16 protein-coding genes are annotated in these 17,333 nt (G+C 29.4%); all 16 read left to right on the plus strand.

Going from position 1 to position 17,333, the window contains the following annotated elements:
* Positions 1-16: 16 nt before the first annotated feature.
* Positions 17-1,564: an AMP-binding protein gene (locus FF125_RS10330; RefSeq protein WP_138949694.1), complete on the plus strand. Its 1,548-nt coding sequence runs from the start codon at positions 17-19 to the stop codon at positions 1,562-1,564.
* Complete coding sequence (locus FF125_RS10335; protein ID WP_138949695.1) at positions 1,564-1,818, plus strand: acyl carrier protein; 255 nt, start codon at positions 1,564-1,566, stop codon at positions 1,816-1,818. The genes FF125_RS10330 and FF125_RS10335 overlap by 1 nt, the downstream gene beginning before the upstream one ends.
* Positions 1,808-2,299, plus strand: a complete 492-nt coding sequence (locus FF125_RS10340) for a GNAT family N-acetyltransferase (protein ID WP_138949696.1) — start codon at positions 1,808-1,810, stop codon at positions 2,297-2,299. The genes FF125_RS10335 and FF125_RS10340 overlap by 11 nt, the downstream gene beginning before the upstream one ends.
* Complete coding sequence (locus tag FF125_RS10345; RefSeq protein ID WP_138949697.1) at positions 2,280-3,065, plus strand: AAC(3) family N-acetyltransferase; 786 nt, start codon at positions 2,280-2,282, stop codon at positions 3,063-3,065. The genes FF125_RS10340 and FF125_RS10345 overlap by 20 nt, the downstream gene beginning before the upstream one ends.
* Positions 3,065-4,345, plus strand: a complete 1,281-nt coding sequence (locus tag FF125_RS10350) for a DUF4910 domain-containing protein (RefSeq protein ID WP_138949698.1) — start codon at positions 3,065-3,067, stop codon at positions 4,343-4,345. Before FF125_RS10345 ends, FF125_RS10350 begins: the two co-directional genes overlap by 1 nt.
* 10 nt (positions 4,346-4,355) lie before the next feature.
* Positions 4,356-5,957: a hypothetical protein gene (locus tag FF125_RS10355; RefSeq protein ID WP_138949699.1), complete on the plus strand. Its 1,602-nt coding sequence runs from the start codon at positions 4,356-4,358 to the stop codon at positions 5,955-5,957.
* Positions 5,957-7,036: a polysaccharide pyruvyl transferase family protein gene (locus FF125_RS10360; RefSeq protein ID WP_138949700.1), complete on the plus strand. Its 1,080-nt coding sequence runs from the start codon at positions 5,957-5,959 to the stop codon at positions 7,034-7,036. The genes FF125_RS10355 and FF125_RS10360 overlap by 1 nt, the downstream gene beginning before the upstream one ends.
* A gap of 11 nt (positions 7,037-7,047) precedes the next feature.
* Positions 7,048-8,529: a lipid II flippase MurJ gene (locus FF125_RS10365; protein WP_138949701.1), complete on the plus strand. Its 1,482-nt coding sequence runs from the start codon at positions 7,048-7,050 to the stop codon at positions 8,527-8,529.
* Positions 8,510-9,064 carry an acyltransferase gene (locus tag FF125_RS10370; RefSeq protein WP_250629731.1) on the plus strand — a complete coding sequence of 185 codons (555 nt, stop codon included), beginning with the start codon at positions 8,510-8,512 and terminating at the stop codon, positions 9,062-9,064. The genes FF125_RS10365 and FF125_RS10370 overlap by 20 nt, the downstream gene beginning before the upstream one ends.
* Before the next feature lie 3 nt (positions 9,065-9,067).
* Positions 9,068-10,093 carry a glycosyltransferase gene (locus FF125_RS10375; protein WP_138949702.1) on the plus strand — a complete coding sequence of 342 codons (1,026 nt, stop codon included), beginning with the start codon at positions 9,068-9,070 and terminating at the stop codon, positions 10,091-10,093.
* Positions 10,086-11,315 (plus strand): glycosyltransferase family protein, encoded by a 1,230-nt coding sequence (locus tag FF125_RS10380; RefSeq protein WP_138949703.1) that lies wholly within the window; start codon positions 10,086-10,088, stop codon positions 11,313-11,315. The genes FF125_RS10375 and FF125_RS10380 overlap by 8 nt, the downstream gene beginning before the upstream one ends.
* Positions 11,316-11,612: 297 nt before the next feature.
* Positions 11,613-12,569: an O-antigen ligase family protein gene (locus FF125_RS10385; protein ID WP_138949704.1), complete on the plus strand. Its 957-nt coding sequence runs from the start codon at positions 11,613-11,615 to the stop codon at positions 12,567-12,569.
* Between the two features lie 16 nt (positions 12,570-12,585).
* Complete coding sequence (locus tag FF125_RS10390) at positions 12,586-13,725, plus strand: glycosyltransferase family 4 protein (RefSeq protein WP_138949705.1); 1,140 nt, start codon at positions 12,586-12,588, stop codon at positions 13,723-13,725.
* Positions 13,707-14,834: a glycosyltransferase family 4 protein gene (locus tag FF125_RS10395; protein ID WP_138949706.1), complete on the plus strand. Its 1,128-nt coding sequence runs from the start codon at positions 13,707-13,709 to the stop codon at positions 14,832-14,834. Before FF125_RS10390 ends, FF125_RS10395 begins: the two co-directional genes overlap by 19 nt.
* Positions 14,835-14,972: 138 nt before the next feature.
* Positions 14,973-16,412: an MBOAT family O-acyltransferase gene (locus FF125_RS10400; protein ID WP_138949707.1), complete on the plus strand. Its 1,440-nt coding sequence runs from the start codon at positions 14,973-14,975 to the stop codon at positions 16,410-16,412.
* A 9-nt stretch (positions 16,413-16,421) separates the two neighbouring features.
* Positions 16,422-17,294, plus strand: a complete 873-nt coding sequence (locus FF125_RS10405; RefSeq protein WP_138949708.1) for a hypothetical protein — start codon at positions 16,422-16,424, stop codon at positions 17,292-17,294.
* The last annotated feature ends 39 nt before the right edge of the window (positions 17,295-17,333 follow it).

A 17,333-nucleotide genomic window follows, 5' to 3' on the forward strand; every position in this document is an offset into this window, starting at 1 on the left:
ATTAAGATATTAATACATGAATCTTTATTCAATCTTTAATAATTCAAAGCAAAATTATCCAAATAATATCGCTTTAATGGTAGATAAAATACCCTATAGTTATAAAAAACTTAGCGTAATTATAGGTGAAATTTCCAATGAACTTTTGAAGTCTGATGGAAATCAAGTTGCATTATTGGCACATAAAAGTGTTGTGGCCTATGCTGGTTTGTTAGCTGCTTTGAAATCTGGAAAAACATATGTTCCGTTAAACCCAAAGTTTCCAAATAGTAGAAATAAAAAGATTATTTCATTGTCAGAATCAAGTGTTGTTATTGTAGATAATAGATGTATCAAATCATTAATTGAATTATTACCACTATTAAATGAACCCATAACTTTTATTTTTCCAGAAACTCAAAAAGAGAATATTCCTGAAATTGCTTCCCATCATTTTGTCGTGTCAAAGGAAGATTTAACTAAAGAAAATGATATTATTGTTGATGTAGAAAAAGATCATTTGGCTTATCTATTATTTACTTCGGGTAGTACAGGCGTACCTAAAGGAGTTCCAATTAGCCATAATAATGTATTGAGTTATACGGAATATATGTATAATAGATATGATGTATTACCTACGGATAGATTTTCACATGTACCTGATTTAACTTTTGATTTAAGTGTGCACGATTTATATTTGTCATTTAGAGGAGGTGCTGGTTTGTATTGTGTGCCAGACAATGTAGTGATGGCACCTGCAAAATTTATCAATACGCACCAACTTACATTTTGGTGTTCTGTACCATCATTAGTTCAAATTATGGGGAGGTTTAAAATGCTGAAACCCAGTAATTTTCCATCCATACGTTGGAGTATGTTTTGTGGAGAGCCGCTTCCTAAAAATGTAGCAATACAATGGCAAGGAGCAGCTGTTAACACACAAATTGATAACGTTTATGGTCCTACGGAAACCACAGTATCCATAACTTACTATGTGTTGCCTAAAAAAGCTGAAGATATTAAAGAAAAGAATGGAGTGGTTTGTATTGGTACTGTATTTGACACGCAAGAGTTATGTTTGGTTGACGAAAATGATATTCCAAACGATGTTACCGGCGAAATTTGTTTGTCGGGTAGTCAAGTAGCCAAAGGGTATTGGAAGGATGAAGAAAACACGGCTAAACAATTTGTTAAGCTCGAAGGTAAAGGGGATAGAATTTGGTATAAAACAGGTGATATTGCCAAATATGAAGATGGTTTTTTATTCTACATGGCTAGAAAAGATTTTCAAGTAAAAATTAGAGGATATCGCATTGAATTAGATGAAATTAATGATGCTATTGCCAAATTGATTGAAAAAACGATGGTTTATACAATTCCCCATCCTGTTGTTAATGGAATTGCGGATAATTTATATACTTTTGTGGAGGGTGATTCTGAAATGTCAAAAAAAGATATTTTACTGGCTTTGGGTAAAATTTTGCCTACCTATATGTTGCCAAGAGATATTTTTTTCATAGCTGAATTTCCACTAAATATGAATGGAAAAGTAGATCGTAAAAAATTAATTGAAAAAATAATATAATGAGTACAATTATAAATAGAGACAGTTTATTAGAATTGCTATCAACACGGTTACAACTGTTAGAGATAGAAAAGGGAGATGTTGATACTGAACAAAGTCTGTTTGAACAAGGTATTTTAGATTCCTTATCTTTTCTAGAATTTGCAGTAGAAATTGAAGGTAAATATGATATTGAGTTGGATTTTAGTGAATTAGAACCGACAGAGTTTAACTCAATTGAAAAATTGAGTAAAATAATAGAAAATGCAAATTGAGATTAAACAATTATTTAAAAATGATGCTGATCACGTTTTTGATACTATAAAAAATCAGTTCACAAAACTTTATGGCTATATGGAAACCAAAGGGTTGGTGATGCCATTAGTAGAAAATGGATCAGAATTATGGATGAACTCTATAAAATCTACCTTAGGTAAATTAAGTAACATTTATATTGCTTATGACAATGAAATCATTATAGGTTTTGTAACAGGTATCATTAGATTGTCTCCTGCTTATTTAGGTAATAAAAAAATTGGTTATTTATCACATCTTTTTATTAATTCAGCATATAGACGTACAGGGACAGGTGAAAAATTAGCACAAGAAATAGAAGCTTGGTTTAAAGAGAAAAATGTAGATTTAATAGATGTAGAAGTTATCGTAGATAATGGAAATTCTATTAATTTTTTTAAAAAAATGGGCTATAAAGAAGATATTATTAAGTTAACCAAACATGCAAAGGTACAACAGTAGTCATTTTTACGATGCTTTTTTAAACATAGGACTGCAAAAAGGAGATGTTGTATTGGTACATAATTCTTTATTTTCTTTTGGTATTCCATCAGATTTAACTTTAAAAGAGCTCTCAGAATCGATATACGAGCAATTGAGAAAAATTATTGGCGATGAGGGTACAATTGCAGTACCTACTTTTAATTTTGATTACTGTAAAGGAGCAACTTTTAATAGTGCCAAAACACCTTCTAAAAATATGGGTGTCTTTTCTGAATATGTACGGTTGTTACCTGAAAGTAAGAGAAGTAAACATCCTATGCAATCTATTTCGGCGGTGGGGCCAATAGCAGATTTGATCACAAAAGGAGACCCTCAATCTGCATTTGGCGAAAATGGTGCTTTTGATATGTTATTACAAATTAATGCAAAAATTGTATTGCTAGGGACAGATTATAATGCCGCATCTTTTATTCATTTGGTTGAGGAACGTAACAAAGTGCCGTATCGATATTGGAAGCCGTTTTCGGCTCCATATGTTATAAATGACAATGTACAAGAACAACGAAGCTATAAAATGTATGTTAGAGATTTAGAGACAAATCCTATTTTAAACATGAATTTTATTGAAGAAATTCTTAGAGATAAAAAAACACTCCAAAAAACACAAATCGGCGGTGGTTTTATTCATAGTGTAAAAGCAATGGACTATGTTAGCCTAGCTGATGAATTGATTAAAAAGAATCCATACTGCTTTGTTAGTAATCATAAAACCGAAGCCAACTAATGCAGAAGCAATTAGAAACCTATTTTGATAGATTATGGCCTATTAACCGAAGTTTAACGGGTGATGGTAATAGAAAAACACTGGATATTCTATCTGAAATAATTCCATTAAATGTACACGAGGTTCCTTCAGGTACAGCATGTTTTGATTGGAATGTACCACCAGAGTGGAATGTTCAAGAAGCGTGGATTAAAGACGAAAAAGACAATACTATTGTCAATTTTAAAGTTAATAATTTACATCTATTGGGCTATTCTGAGCCGTTCGAAGGCGTTTTGAGTTATGAGGAACTTAAAGAACATTTATACACCTTACCAAAGCAACCTGATTTAATACCATATTTAACATCGTATTACAGTAAAAGATGGGGATTCTGTATGTCGCATCATCAGTTTGAAAAACTAGATAAAAATGGTTCCTATACTGTAAAAATAGATAGTACTTTAGATGAACATGGATCTATGACCTATGGCGACTTGGTGTTAAAAGGTAAATCAGATAAAGAAATATTATTAACCACATATATTTGTCATCCTTCCATGGCAAATAATGAATTGTCAGGACCATTGGTTACGGCATTTATTTACAACCAATTAAAAGACAAGGATAATTACTATTCTTATCGTTTTGTTTTTGCACCAGAAACCATTGGTAGTATTTATTATTTATCTCAACATGGGGATCATTTTAAGCAAAACATGGAAGCTGGTTTTGTGGTAACTTGCGTAGGTGACGATGGTCAGTTTACCTATAAAAAAAGTAGAAGAGGTGATAGTTTACCAGATAGAGCAGTTAATACCGTTTTAAAACAATCTGAATCTGAATTTAGAACGATTCCTTTTGCCCCAAGAGGTTCTGATGAAAGGCAATACTGTTCACCTGGTTTTAATTTACCAGTGGTGTTGTTACTAAGAACTACTTATGGTCAATATGAAGAGTACCATACTTCTTCAGACGATAAAGATTTCATTAGCTTTGCCGCAATGGAAAAAACCGTTGCAACCTATTTGGAAGTAATTGAATTAATTGAAAAGAATAAAAAATATATCAATCAATTTCCTAATTGTGAGCCCCAATTGGGTAAAAGAGGTCTATACCCAACCTTATCTGAAAAAGAAAAGGCCATTGAGATAGATGCTATGATGTGGATTCTCAATTATTCAGACGGTGAACATGACTTACTAGATATTATTGAAAAAAGTGACATAGATTTTAAAATTATGATACGCGTAGCAGATAAATTAATGGCAAAAGGCATGCTAAAAGTAGAAAAACAATAAAACGAAACTAATGAAATTAAAAGATAAAATTAAAATAAGCCTATTTCCAAGTATAGTAAGATTTTTACACGCAATTGGGTTTCGTTGGGAGAAGTTGGGTAAACTAACTTTTTTTAACAATAGCGTTTTATTGGCACAGGCCAAATCGTTAGGTAAGTTTAAAATAGAAAATACGGACAAGCCACAGAATATTTATGTATTATTAATGTTACCGCAAAGCCCTTTTCATTTATATGTTGAAGCACTTTTGGCATTAGGTTTAAAAAAGAAAGGGCATAAAATCACTTTTATTATAGATGATAATACATTGCCAATTCAAGAGTTTAAAAGAAGAGGGAGCGAAGCAATTTGGAATACACAAGCAGAAACTGCTTTTGCTTATGCTTCTAAATTTTTAAATACCGCAGGATTAAAATATATTTCCATTTCAGAATTCATTAAAGATGCTCCAATAAAATTAGAATATAAAGAAAAATATGCTCCAGTTTTAGAGGCCAGTTTGTTAAAGCACTATAAAGTAGGTGTAGTTACTGATGATTTACAAGATGTAGTACATAGAACCAATTTATTTAAAAAAGCGATAGGTATTACTGATTATATTGGAGAAAAATTAGTTAAGTTAAAAGTGGATAAAGTGATTATGAATCATGGTATTTATTCTACTTGGGGACCACCATATCAAGTATTAGATGCTCATAATATTCCTATTTTAGTACATAGTAGAGCAAAAAAGAAATATGCCCAAGTATTTAATTGGAATAAAACGGGAGATTCGTGGGATGTTATTGATGAATGGAATCGTGTAAAGGATATTGATCTAACAGAAGCTCAACTAACTGAAGTTAGTGATTATATTGATACGCGTGTTATGCATAAAGATGATGTTACAGTTTATAATTTTGGAGACAAAACCTCTAAAGAGGAGACGATAAATAGTTTAGGTATTGACGTTACAAAACCAGTTTATACTTTGTTTACGAATGTATTGTGGGATGCTGCCAGTGCTCATAGAGAAATTACCTTTAAAAACCCTGTTAAATGGGTTATAGAAACGGTTAAATGGTTTAATGAGCACCCTGAAAAGCAATTGATTGTCAAGATTCACCCAGCAGAGATTATTGCGGGTACCAATATGCCTTTTTATGATATCATACATAATGCGGTTACCCCAAAAGATAATGTCAAAATTATAAAACCGGATGCCAAAGTTAACAGTTGGAGCATTTATGAAATTACAGATTTAGGCTTGGTACATACTACAACTGCAGGTATGGAATTACCTTTGGTAGATAAACCCTGTGTGGTAGTTTCACAGACACATTATAGAGGTAAAAGATTTACTATAGATGTAAACTCTATTGATGAATATTTTGAAGTTTTAGACAGTTTTAATGTTAGTGATTATAATTTGGAAAAAAATAAGAAAGAAGCACTAAAGTATGCCTATTTATTATTTATACGTTATCAAACACCGTTTGAAATGTTTTTTGAAGATAAACCCTCTGACTTTAAAGCCTATAAATTTAATAGTATGGATGATTATTTACGTCATGATAATTATAGCTATATTATTTCAAGTATTGAGAATCGCGAACCCATATTTAATAAATAATGAAACCAAATAAAATATTGCTAACTGGTTATATAGGTTACAAAAATTTTGGTGATGACTTACTTTTTGAAATTGCTATTGAACGAATAAAAGATCTTCCAAATATAGAAGTTAGTGCTGTTGTTACAGACCCTTCTATAAATTTTGATTATTTATATAAATATTACCCTAATTTAAAGATAATTAGATTAAATAGATCGATTCCCAAATTATTTTATTTGAAATTTAATAAAGTCTATTATATTGGAGGTGGTGTTTTTTTCGATTATAATCAAAAAATAAGCTCGTTAAAATTCTTAAAAAAATATTTATCCAATTTCTTAAATTTTAAAATTCCTAAATTGTTAGGAACTGAATTTGGTGGTATTGGCATTGGTGTTGGTCCATATTTTCACAAACAAACCTTAGCCTTGCATCGACAGGTTTTAAGTTCATTTGAAATCTTAGGTGTTAGAGATAAAAAATCTTATGATTTTCTAAAAGGGATTAAAATTAAAAATTTATATCTATCTAACGATTTAAGTGTAGGGTATGAAAAATTACCTGATAACGATATCATAACATCATTGAAAGAGGTTATTATATGTCCTAGATCGTATTCTCACAAACCTGAATTCGAAAAGCATATAATTACATTATTAGATTTTGCAAAATTCTTAGAGGAAAACAATATTAAAACACATTGGGTATTCTTGCAAGAAGACGATGAAAATTTAATGAATAAAATTAAACAAAATTTTAGAACTACTATTTGGAACCCGGATTTAATGAGTATCTTGAGTTTTGTTAAATTATTTCAAAATGCTGAAGCCGTTTTCTCAAGTAGAATGCACAGTCTTTTTATAGCAGGTCTAGTAAACACTTCATTTGTGGCAATAGAACTACACCCAAAATTAAAATATGCAAGTGAACTGTTTTATGAGAACCCAATTATTTTAAATCCTTTAGATGATTTAGATAAATACAAAGTTGCTTATACAAAATTAAAAAACATAGTATTTAATAAAAGTAAGTTAAAAAAGGAAGAAGAATGTTTAGAGGTCCTTAATTCTAAGATACTAGGATGGTTAAAGAAATAAACTTAAAATAGATGAAAATACTATTAAAACTTTTTTCTTTAAAGCTAATAACTTCTGTTTTAGGCTTAATCTATTCAATACTGCAAGTAAAATATTTTGGTGCTTCTCGTACTATAGAAATCTATTTTGCTGCCCAGAGTTTGGTGTATTTAGTAACTTCGTTAACGCAAAGTGGGCAATTGGCAGAAATATTTTTACCTGAATATCATAAATTAAATACGATAAAGCAAGGCTTGGGTTATAAAGGGTTGAATGTAGTCATCAATAGAATGGTGGTTTTCGGTTCTCTTATTATAGTATTGGTATTCATATTCGCTTCTTTTCTAGTTAATCTGATGGTTCCTGGGTTTTCTCAAGAAGATAAAGAGTTCGCTACTTTAATTTTCAGGGTGTTATTACCTGTTTTATATTTAGCATTAATGAATGCCTTTTATAAAACGGTTCTAAATGCTGAACAACGCTTTGGAAGATCAGAATTGATTGGAGTAACTAATTCTGTGGTAAATATAGTGGTTCTTGTTATACTATACCCTTTTATTCAATTATGGGCATTGGTAGTATCCATGCTAGCGGGTAAAATTATTGAGTTTGTCTTTTATATATGGCAGCTTTATAAAAATGGATATCGCTTTCAGTTTGTGTTGTCTCTACCAGAATTTAATCATATTTCATTCTTTAAAAGTATGCAGAGCACCTTTTTATATGTTGGGGCTACGCAAATTTATAATATAGTATTAACGGCAAGTATTTCTTTTTTACCAGAAGGGGTTTATGCCATTTTTAGGTATGTTCAAAATTTGGCAAACAAAATCAAGGGGTTATTTATCCAACCTTTTATGACCATTTTTTTTACAAATTATTCCTTATTATTACAGAAGGCACAGTCTGTAGTAAAAGAGTTTAACAAGAATCTTTTTAGTGTTATAAATGTAAATGTAATTACAACTGTAGGCACAATTTTATTAGGTGATTTGATCATTGAATTCATTTGGGGAGGTAAAAAGTTTGATACAAATGATGTCCAATTGGCCTATACATTTCTATTATTTAATATAATAGCCATTTTTGTAAGCAGTATAGGTGGTATTTATCGTAAAATGGCCGTTTCTCATGGCTTGGCAAAGAAATTGTATTTATATTGGGTAGCGGCACAATTATGTTCGGCAGGGTTCTCTTATTTTTTTATTAAATATTTTAGTGTGAACGGTTTATTTTTTATCATTCCTATTAATGCTTTATTAATGAGTAGTACAGGGTATATAATTTACAAAGCAACAAAAGATAACTTGGCATTTAAAGTTCTCTCAAAAAACAACTTAATTGGCATCTTATTAATAACTATTTCAATAGTATTAAAATACTTTTATTCGAATATATTTAATTTTGAAAATAATATTGTTTCTATAATAGTTGTTGGACTTTCAGTATTACTATTATCTTTGTATCCAGTAATTAGAACGTATAAAATATTAAGTGAAAAAAATACTTATTAATATATATACTATTTTTAAAGCCGCTAAAGACTATCTTATAAGAGAATGGTTGATGTATGTGCCATTGCATTGGTTTCGAAAAATGATAATTAAAACCCAATTTAAAAATGTTGGTAGGCAAACCAATTTTTTAATGGGTATTGAGTTTCGAACACCTAAAAATATTTCTATTGGTAACAATTCAGTAATTAATAAAAAAGTATTGTTAGATGGTAGAGGAGGGAAATTGGTTATTGGTAATAATGTAGATATTGCTCAAGAAACGAATATTTGGACCTTGGAGCATGATGTGCATGATGATAATCATAAGCATGTTGGAGCAGATGTAATTATTGAAGATTATGTTTGGATAGCCTCAAGAGTAACTATTTTACCAGGGGTGACTATTGGTAAAGGTGCAGTGGTTGCAGCAAATTCTATTATTACCAAAGATGTTCCATCAATGGTTATTGTAGGTGGTGTACCAGGAAAAATAATAGGTGAACGTAAAAGTGCATTGAGTTATAAATTAAACTATCAACCTTGGTTTAAATAGTTTATGGAAAAGAATAAAATTGGAATATACCCGTGGGCTGAAGCACTTGAAAAGCAAGGAGATAAGCATCAGATATTGTTTTATGAGGCATTAGAGAAAAATAATTATAACGTCGTTAAAATAAAATACAAAAGAGGGCTCCCTTTAAAGCATGCTCTAAAACAAAATGTTGATTTGTTGGTTTTAGATTGGGTGCATTCTTTTTATACATCACAAAGTATAATTAATACCGTAATCAAAGCTTTTCTAGGATATCTAGATTTAGTTTTTCTAAAGAAAGACAAGACTATAATTACATGGAATTTACACAATTTGCAACGGCATGATGGAAAATTTGGAGCAATAGAGAAATTTTGTTTTAAAAAATTGGCTAAAAAAGTTGATTATATTCGTGTTTTTAATAAAAGTCATGTCAATAAAGTGAGTGAGTATTTAAAAATAGCTAAATCAAAAATTATTGTTATCCCACAAGGGCCTTATATTTACAACTCAAGCGTAGCTGTTAATATTCATGAACGGTATATAATACCAAATAATAAAAATATATTGTTGGTGTTTGGAAGTATTCGAAGCGGTAAGGGCATTGATAAATTTTTAAAGTCTTTTGTTCAGTGTAAAACCGAAAATTTTTATTTGCTGGTTGCAGGTAAAGCTAGTGAGATGCCGTTGAATTCTGAAATTAATGAAATAATTAAAGATTCTAATAATATAATTTTTGATAACAGATTTATACCTGATGAAGAAGTAAATGCTTATTTTAAGTCGTGTCAGTATGTTGTGTTACCTTATGAAAACACCTTAAATTCTGGAATTTTATTATTGGCTAAATCAAATGACTCCAGATTATTGGCAAATGAAAATTTTAAGGAATATGCTGAAAATGGTGATGTAATTGGTGATTTATTCATTGCAGAAGCGTTGCAAGAATCATTAAATCAATTAATAATTAAAAAGCGAGATATACCTAGAATATCCCCTCCAAATTGGGACAGCGTTGTTAAAAAATTTGAAAAAATATTAAATGAATAAAAAAATTTTAATAATCTCAAGAGCTTTCCCCCCTAAAGGAGGCGGTGGTATTCAACGAATGGTTAAATTCAGTGTTTATTTAGAGCAATTAGGTTGGGATGTTACCGTTTGTACTATAAAAGGTGCTAATTTTAGTTGGACAGATGAATCACGAATTAAGGAATTAGATAAAGTTAAAATTATTAGAATAACTGAGGACGTTTATAAATCATCACTTTTCAATAAGGTTAAAAGCAGGTTAAAGTTTCATGACTTTTATAATGATTGGGCTAACGATGTAGTTACATATTTTTCTAACAAAGAAGATTTTGAATATGATTATGTTTTAACTAGTGGCCCGCCTCATTCCGTACATAATATTGGAATTAATTTAAAAAAGAAATTTAATTTTTTTTGGATTTCTGATTTTAGAGATCAATATACATTGGGGCCAACATATAGACCAGTAACATTTTTACATAGAAAACATAATCAAAAGTTAGAACAGAAAATTTATTCACTTTCAGATCTAATTATTACGAATACAGAAGTAAATAGAATTGAAAGCTCGGAGGTGTTTAAAATTGAACCGTCTTCAAAAGTGGTTAGTATTTACAATGGTTATGATTTCGAAGACCTTAAGGAAACTGGTTTTATTCCAGAATTTGATAAAGAAAAAATAAATTTGTTGTATTTGGGAGGACTACGTGGAGATCATATTGATGGATATTTTTATAAAATGCTCAAAATTGCTCTGGTTAAAAAACCAAATTTATTAAATAATATAGTTATTAATTTGGTAGGAGACTTAAGCAGAAAAGGTGATTTAATTGAGAAATTGGAACTTGGTAAATTCTTCAAACCTTACAATGCCGTTTCTTATGACAAAGTGGGCGATTATATAAAGGCATCTGATGGTTGTTTAACATGGCAACATCCAAATAATGGTTACAGAGGAACCATTGCTGGTAAAGTTTTTGATTATTTTGGATTTAAAAAACCAATTTTTTCTTTAGGTCAGACTAAAAGTGAATTAGATACAATAATAAATGGACACAACATTGGTGTTCATACGGATGTAAATAATCTTTCAAATTCAGCGAATGATTTTATTAAATTTATCGATAATTTGAAAAGCTACAGTGAAAATTATAATGACCTCTCTTATGATTATTACGATTCGTTTAATAGAAGAACACAGGTTAATGTTTTAAATGAAATATTAATAAAGACGTTCAAATGATGTATAATAATATATTTGGTATAAGGTATTAATGAATCGGAGTCTAATTAATATTATTTAGAAAGAAATTACGGAGTATTGGAAGAAAAAAAACCAAATATAATTTATTATTATTTATTGATTGTTTATGTAGTATCTTCTATTGTAAATTGGCTTCCCATTTTAGATAATAATATTATCAGAATACTAAAGTATCTTATATTCATTATTATTTTTTTATATGAAGTAAATTATTTTGGCATAAAGTACCCTTCCAGTTTCATTTCACCCAATGGTTTAGTTTTGATTATAATTCTTATGATTCCTGGACTTTTTTTATCCTTTAACCTAACAGGTGTCTTTGATGTTTTAATCCCGTTTTTGGTTATATTTATCTTTAATTTTAAAAAACAGTTTTATTATAAAGTCTTATATGAATCAACAAGAATAGTGGCACTTATTTGTGTTTTTAGTATTTTCTCTAATTATACCGGAATTTTTGATTTTCCTGCCAATGGTCCTTGGTCTTCATCGTTCGGACAAGCAGGTTTTGGAGGGTATCGAACGGGTTATTCCAACAGCTTATTTTTATACATCCCTATTTTAGTATTTTGGCACAGGGTAAAACAAAGGCCATTGGCGTCTTTTGACTTTATTTTAATAATGTTAATTATTTATGCCCAATACTTAAGTGGGGGTAGGGCAGGAATTATAGCATCTTTAGTTGTATTGTTAATATGGTTACGGGTATCGTTAGGATATAAAATGGCATTTCTAGCAGTTATTCTGTTTGCATCGCAACTGGATGTTGTAAAAGAACAATTTAGAGTGCAAGATATGGAGACTACCGATAATAGCTTAGATAGAATATCTTCGGGTAGGGTTGTTTTAAACACCTACTATTTTAACAAGTTTTTAGAGGCACCTATTTTTGGTTATGGTTTTGGTGATAAGCCCGAAATGTATACTAAAACAGACCCTCATATTGTTTGGCTGAGACTTGTGATTGATGGTGGAATATTTTATTTTTTAGTAATTTTATATCTTTTTAGAGAAATATATGTTAGAGTAAAGAATAATTTGCATTTAACTACAGAAGAACGAAAGTTGTTTTATTCACTTTTTATAACCACCTTTATTATTACTTTTTTAGAGCCTAATTACATTATCGGTTCTGTGCAAGGAGAAATTATTTATTGGATTATAATTAGTTTATTACTAAAACCAAAAGCTCTTTCAGTTGATAATGTTGAGTTTAATGAACAATATAGTTAAGACACCTTAAATTATAATGATAAAAACTGTTTTTTGGCTTAATATACCTTCACCACATCAAGTAGATTTTCTAAACATGCTAGAATCGCGTGATAATGTAAATTTACAAGTTAGGTACTTTGATACTCTTACTGAAAATAGAAAAGCATTAGGTTGGAGTTTGTCTAATAATTTATCTGAATTTCACCAATATATAAAAGATGACAACCTGAATGAATCATTAAATGAATTAGAAGGATGGCAATCAAGTATTCACATTATTCCTGGGTTTTCGCATCCATTTTTACGTAAATTATTAAACGTTCTTATTGAGAATAATGTGCAATGGATACATTGGAGCGAAATGAGTGGAAAACCATTGACCAAAATGCTCAGGTATAATTATAACTTAATTAAGTGTATAAAGCCTTTGTTTTTTCTATTGAATGGGTATACATCATATGCAAAAAAAATTAACAAGTATGGATTGGGGGCTTTTGCTATTGGCAAATTAGCCAAGGATGACTTTATACAATGGGGTACTAAGAAAAATAAAATTAAATACTTGTACTATTCATTACCTAAGCTTAAAAAATCGAGCAAATCACCATTCAATTTTCCATCTGAGAAAAGAATATTTATGTATGCTGGTTCTTTAACAAAACATAAGGGAATTGATGTCTTAATTAAAGCATTTAATAAATTAAAAAATAGTGAAAATTGGATTCTGGTATTAGTAGGTCGAGATAATTCAAATGGGGAATACAAGCAAATGGTAAAAAAAATGAACCTTAGTCAAAGAGTTATTTTTACCGGTGCAATACAAAATGAAAATATGGCAAATTACATTGGGTATGCAGATGTTTTTGTATTACCTACATTGTTTGATGGTTGGGGAGCGGTATTGAATGAAGCGGCCTCTTTAAAAAAGCCTTTAATTTCAACCGATCGTTGTGGTGCAGCCTTTCATTTTATTGAAACAGAGTTTAATGGTTTTCAAGTAAAAGCAAAATCAGTAAATCAATTAGGAAATGCCATGCAATATTATATTGATAATCCTTTAAAAATAGATTTACACGGAAATGTGTCATATGGTCTATTTAAATCTTTTGATTTAAAATCTAACGTAGACCTTTTTATAAAAAATATAAAAGAATTATGCCAAAGGCAAAAATAATTATACCTTTTTCGAAATTTCATCCAGCAACTGGAGGTGGCCCTATCAATTCGCTATTAGGGCATACAAAAGAGCTTGTACGGTCGGGATATGATGTGAAAATAATAACAACGAATAATAATATAAAAGAATCAGTACAGGTATTAAATAATAAATGGATTGAAAAGGAATTTGGGAAAATTATATACTTGTCAGGTTTTTTTAAAGTAATAAAACATATCCGATTAGTTTATCGAGAAGCAAAACGAAGTGACATTATTCATTTTAACAGTGTTTTTTCACCATATTGTTTTTTACCATACCTAACACTAAAATTTTTTAATTTAAAAATTAAAACTGTTTGGTCCGTTAGGGGAGAATTAAATGAAAATGCCCTAAATTTTAAAAGTTGGAAAAAGAAACCCGTTTTCTTTGTCTTGAAAAAAATAATGAAAAGAGATAGCATTATTTATCATGCAACATCTGAAAAAGAAAAAAGTGAAATACAATATGTAATGGGTAACCAAAATATTGTTTTAATCCCTAATTTGTTTTATCTCAATGAAAAAAATGAAATCAAACAAGAAAATCAACTTTTATTTATAGGAAGAATCCATCCAATAAAATCAATTGAAAATATAATAGAGGCGATACATTTGTCTAAATGGTTTAGAGAAAAAAACTTTAAATTGATTATTGCTGGGGAATATGAAAAAAGATATACCAACTATTTTAATAACTTAAAAAGTTTGATAAATCAGTATGAATTATCAGATTTAGTAGAATTTGCAGGGTCAATACAAGGGGAGGCAAAACAAAAGCTTTATGCTCAAACCTATTTTACACTTTTAGTATCTAAAACAGAAAATTTCGGAAATGTAGTTTTAGAATCCTTAGCACAAGGTACACCGGTTATTGCTTCTAAAGGAACACCATGGAGAGATTTAAATAAAAATAAGGCGGGGTTTCACATTGACAATGATCCTGAAATTATAGCTCAAACAATCGATAGTATATTATGTATGAGTCAAAATAGTTACACAGAATATAGAACCAACGCCTTCCGTTTTTCAAAAAAATTTGATATTAAAACTAAATTTGGAGAATGGAATAAAGTATACAAGCAATAATGTTTTGTACAGTATTCTTTTTTAGATGGAATCTTTTTTTTTTAAATAATAGATTTATCTCAGCAATAATTTAAGAAAGTAAAAATGATAGTAAAACATTCATTCTCAAAATTATATTCAACATATAAAATGTCATAAATGCTTTTTAATTCCATAGATTTCGCCATTTTTTTACCCATAGTATTTATTCTATACTGGTTTGTTTTTAATAAAAAACTAAAGTTTCAAAATTTTCTTATAGTTGTAGCCAGTTATGTTTTTTATGGCTGGTGGGATTGGCGATTTTTATCTTTAATTTTATTCAGTACACTCGTTGATTATACGATAGGAAAATTACTTTTAACGGAAAGAAATAAGCGGAAAAGAGTGCTACTATTGTGGTTAAGTATAGTCGTAAATTTAGGTTTTTTAGGCTTTTTTAAGTATTACAATTTCTTTCTTGATAATTTTGTTGCCGCTTTTAGTTTTTTAGGGAAACCCATAAATCCTCAAGGTTTAAATATTATTTTACCTGTTGGGATTAGTTTTTACACTTTTCAAACACTAAGTTACACGATAGATGTGTATAAAAATAAGCTAAAGCCCACTAAAGATTTTATTGCCTTTTCGGCATTTGTTAGTTTTTTTCCGCAACTCGTTGCTGGGCCTATTGAAAGGGCAACCAACTTATTGCCACAATTCTATAAAAAAAGATCTTTTGATTACACTAAAGCTATTGACGGTTTACGTCAAATACTATGGGGTCTGTTTAAAAAAGTGGTTGTAGCTGACAATGCTGCAAAATATGCCAATTTAATTTTTAATAATTCAGACGATTATTCTGGAAGTACCTTACTTTTAGGAGCTATATTATTTGCATTTCAAATATATGGAGATTTTTCAGGCTATTCTGATATTGCTATTGGTACTTCGCGATTATTTGGATTTAATTTAAAACAAAATTTTGCCTTTCCTTATTTTTCTAGAGATATTGCGGAATTTTGGAGGCGTTGGCACATTTCTTTGTCTACTTGGTTTAGAGATTATTTATATATACCCTTAGGTGGCAGTAGAGGCGGAACTTGGATGAAAATCAGAAATACGTTTATTATCTTCCTAGTTAGTGGGTTTTGGCATGGTGCCAATTGGACATTTGTGGCTTGGGGAGCTTTAAATGCAGTTTATTTTCTACCAATTATGTTATTAGATAAAAATAGAGTTCATACAAATAATGTCGTGGCAGAAGGTGAATTTTTTCCTAATATTAGGGAAGTACTGCAAGTAGGTTCAACATTTTTATTAACCGTATTGGCTTGGATATTTTTTAGAGCAAATAGTATACATCATGCTATCAGTTACATATCCAATATGTTTTCTAAAACAATTTTTTCAGTTCCTGAGAATTTACCGTTAATCACGATTGTTTTTATCGTTTTTTGTATGGTAATTGAATGGTTTGGCAGAGAAAATAAATTTGCATTGCAAAGTTTAGGATTTAAATGGCCAAAAATAATTAGATGGGGTTTCTATATGCTTTTAATACTATTTATAATACAATTTAATGGAGGAGAACAAGCATTTATTTATTTTCAATTTTAACTGGACAACATGAAATTATTTATAAGAAAAATTTCCATTTTCATAATAACCATAGTTGGATTGGTCTGTTTACAATTTATTGCTTTTAAATTCATTTTAAATTATAATACCGATTATAAGCTAAATAATGATATTACGACCCTTATATTGGGAGATTCTCATATTGAAGCTGGTCTAAATGATTCAATTATTAAAAATAGTATAAACTTTTCTACGGGGGGCTCTCCAGTATTTTTTAATTATGTGAAATTGAAAAAGATAATTGAAAATAATAAACAAATAGAAACTGTTATTATGGGTTATAGTCCTATCAATATGACTGGTGGTGGTTTTTATGAAGTCCCTAAAATGAAATCAATGATTATTCAATATTATTATTTAATGGATTATAAAGATTTTTATGATGTGTCAAAATATAATTTTCAAGGATTAATTAATGGAATTACTGGTATTTTTAGAAGTGTTAAAAAACCTAATTTTCTTAAAAAAGTTAATGTAAAAAATAGTGACTTAGGTGGTTTTAGAAAATTGCCAATGAATACGACAGGGCTTTTGGAAAAAGATATAAAAAATGAAAAGTTAAAAACTGGAAAACCGGATAAGATTTCAACAAAATATTTCTTAAAAATAATAGAATTTTGTAAGAATAATAACATTCGTCTAATAGTCTTAAACACACCTGTACATGGCTCTTTAGTTAGGAAATCTAAACAAAGAAGAGAAGAGTATAATAAATTTATGGATAGATTTAATTCTGATTTTGTGTTCTGGGATTATGAAGGTTTACATTTTGATAATAAGTACTTTTATGATGAAAATCATTTAAATTATGAAGGGGCTGCAATATTTTCAAATTTGATTAATGATAAATTAAAAAAATAGTATTCTAAACATGGTTAAGAATCAAACTTAAATATTCAC

The sequence above is a fragment of the Aureibaculum algae genome (genome assembly GCF_006065315.1).
Lineage (GTDB): Bacteria > Bacteroidota > Bacteroidia > Flavobacteriales > Flavobacteriaceae > Aureibaculum > Aureibaculum algae.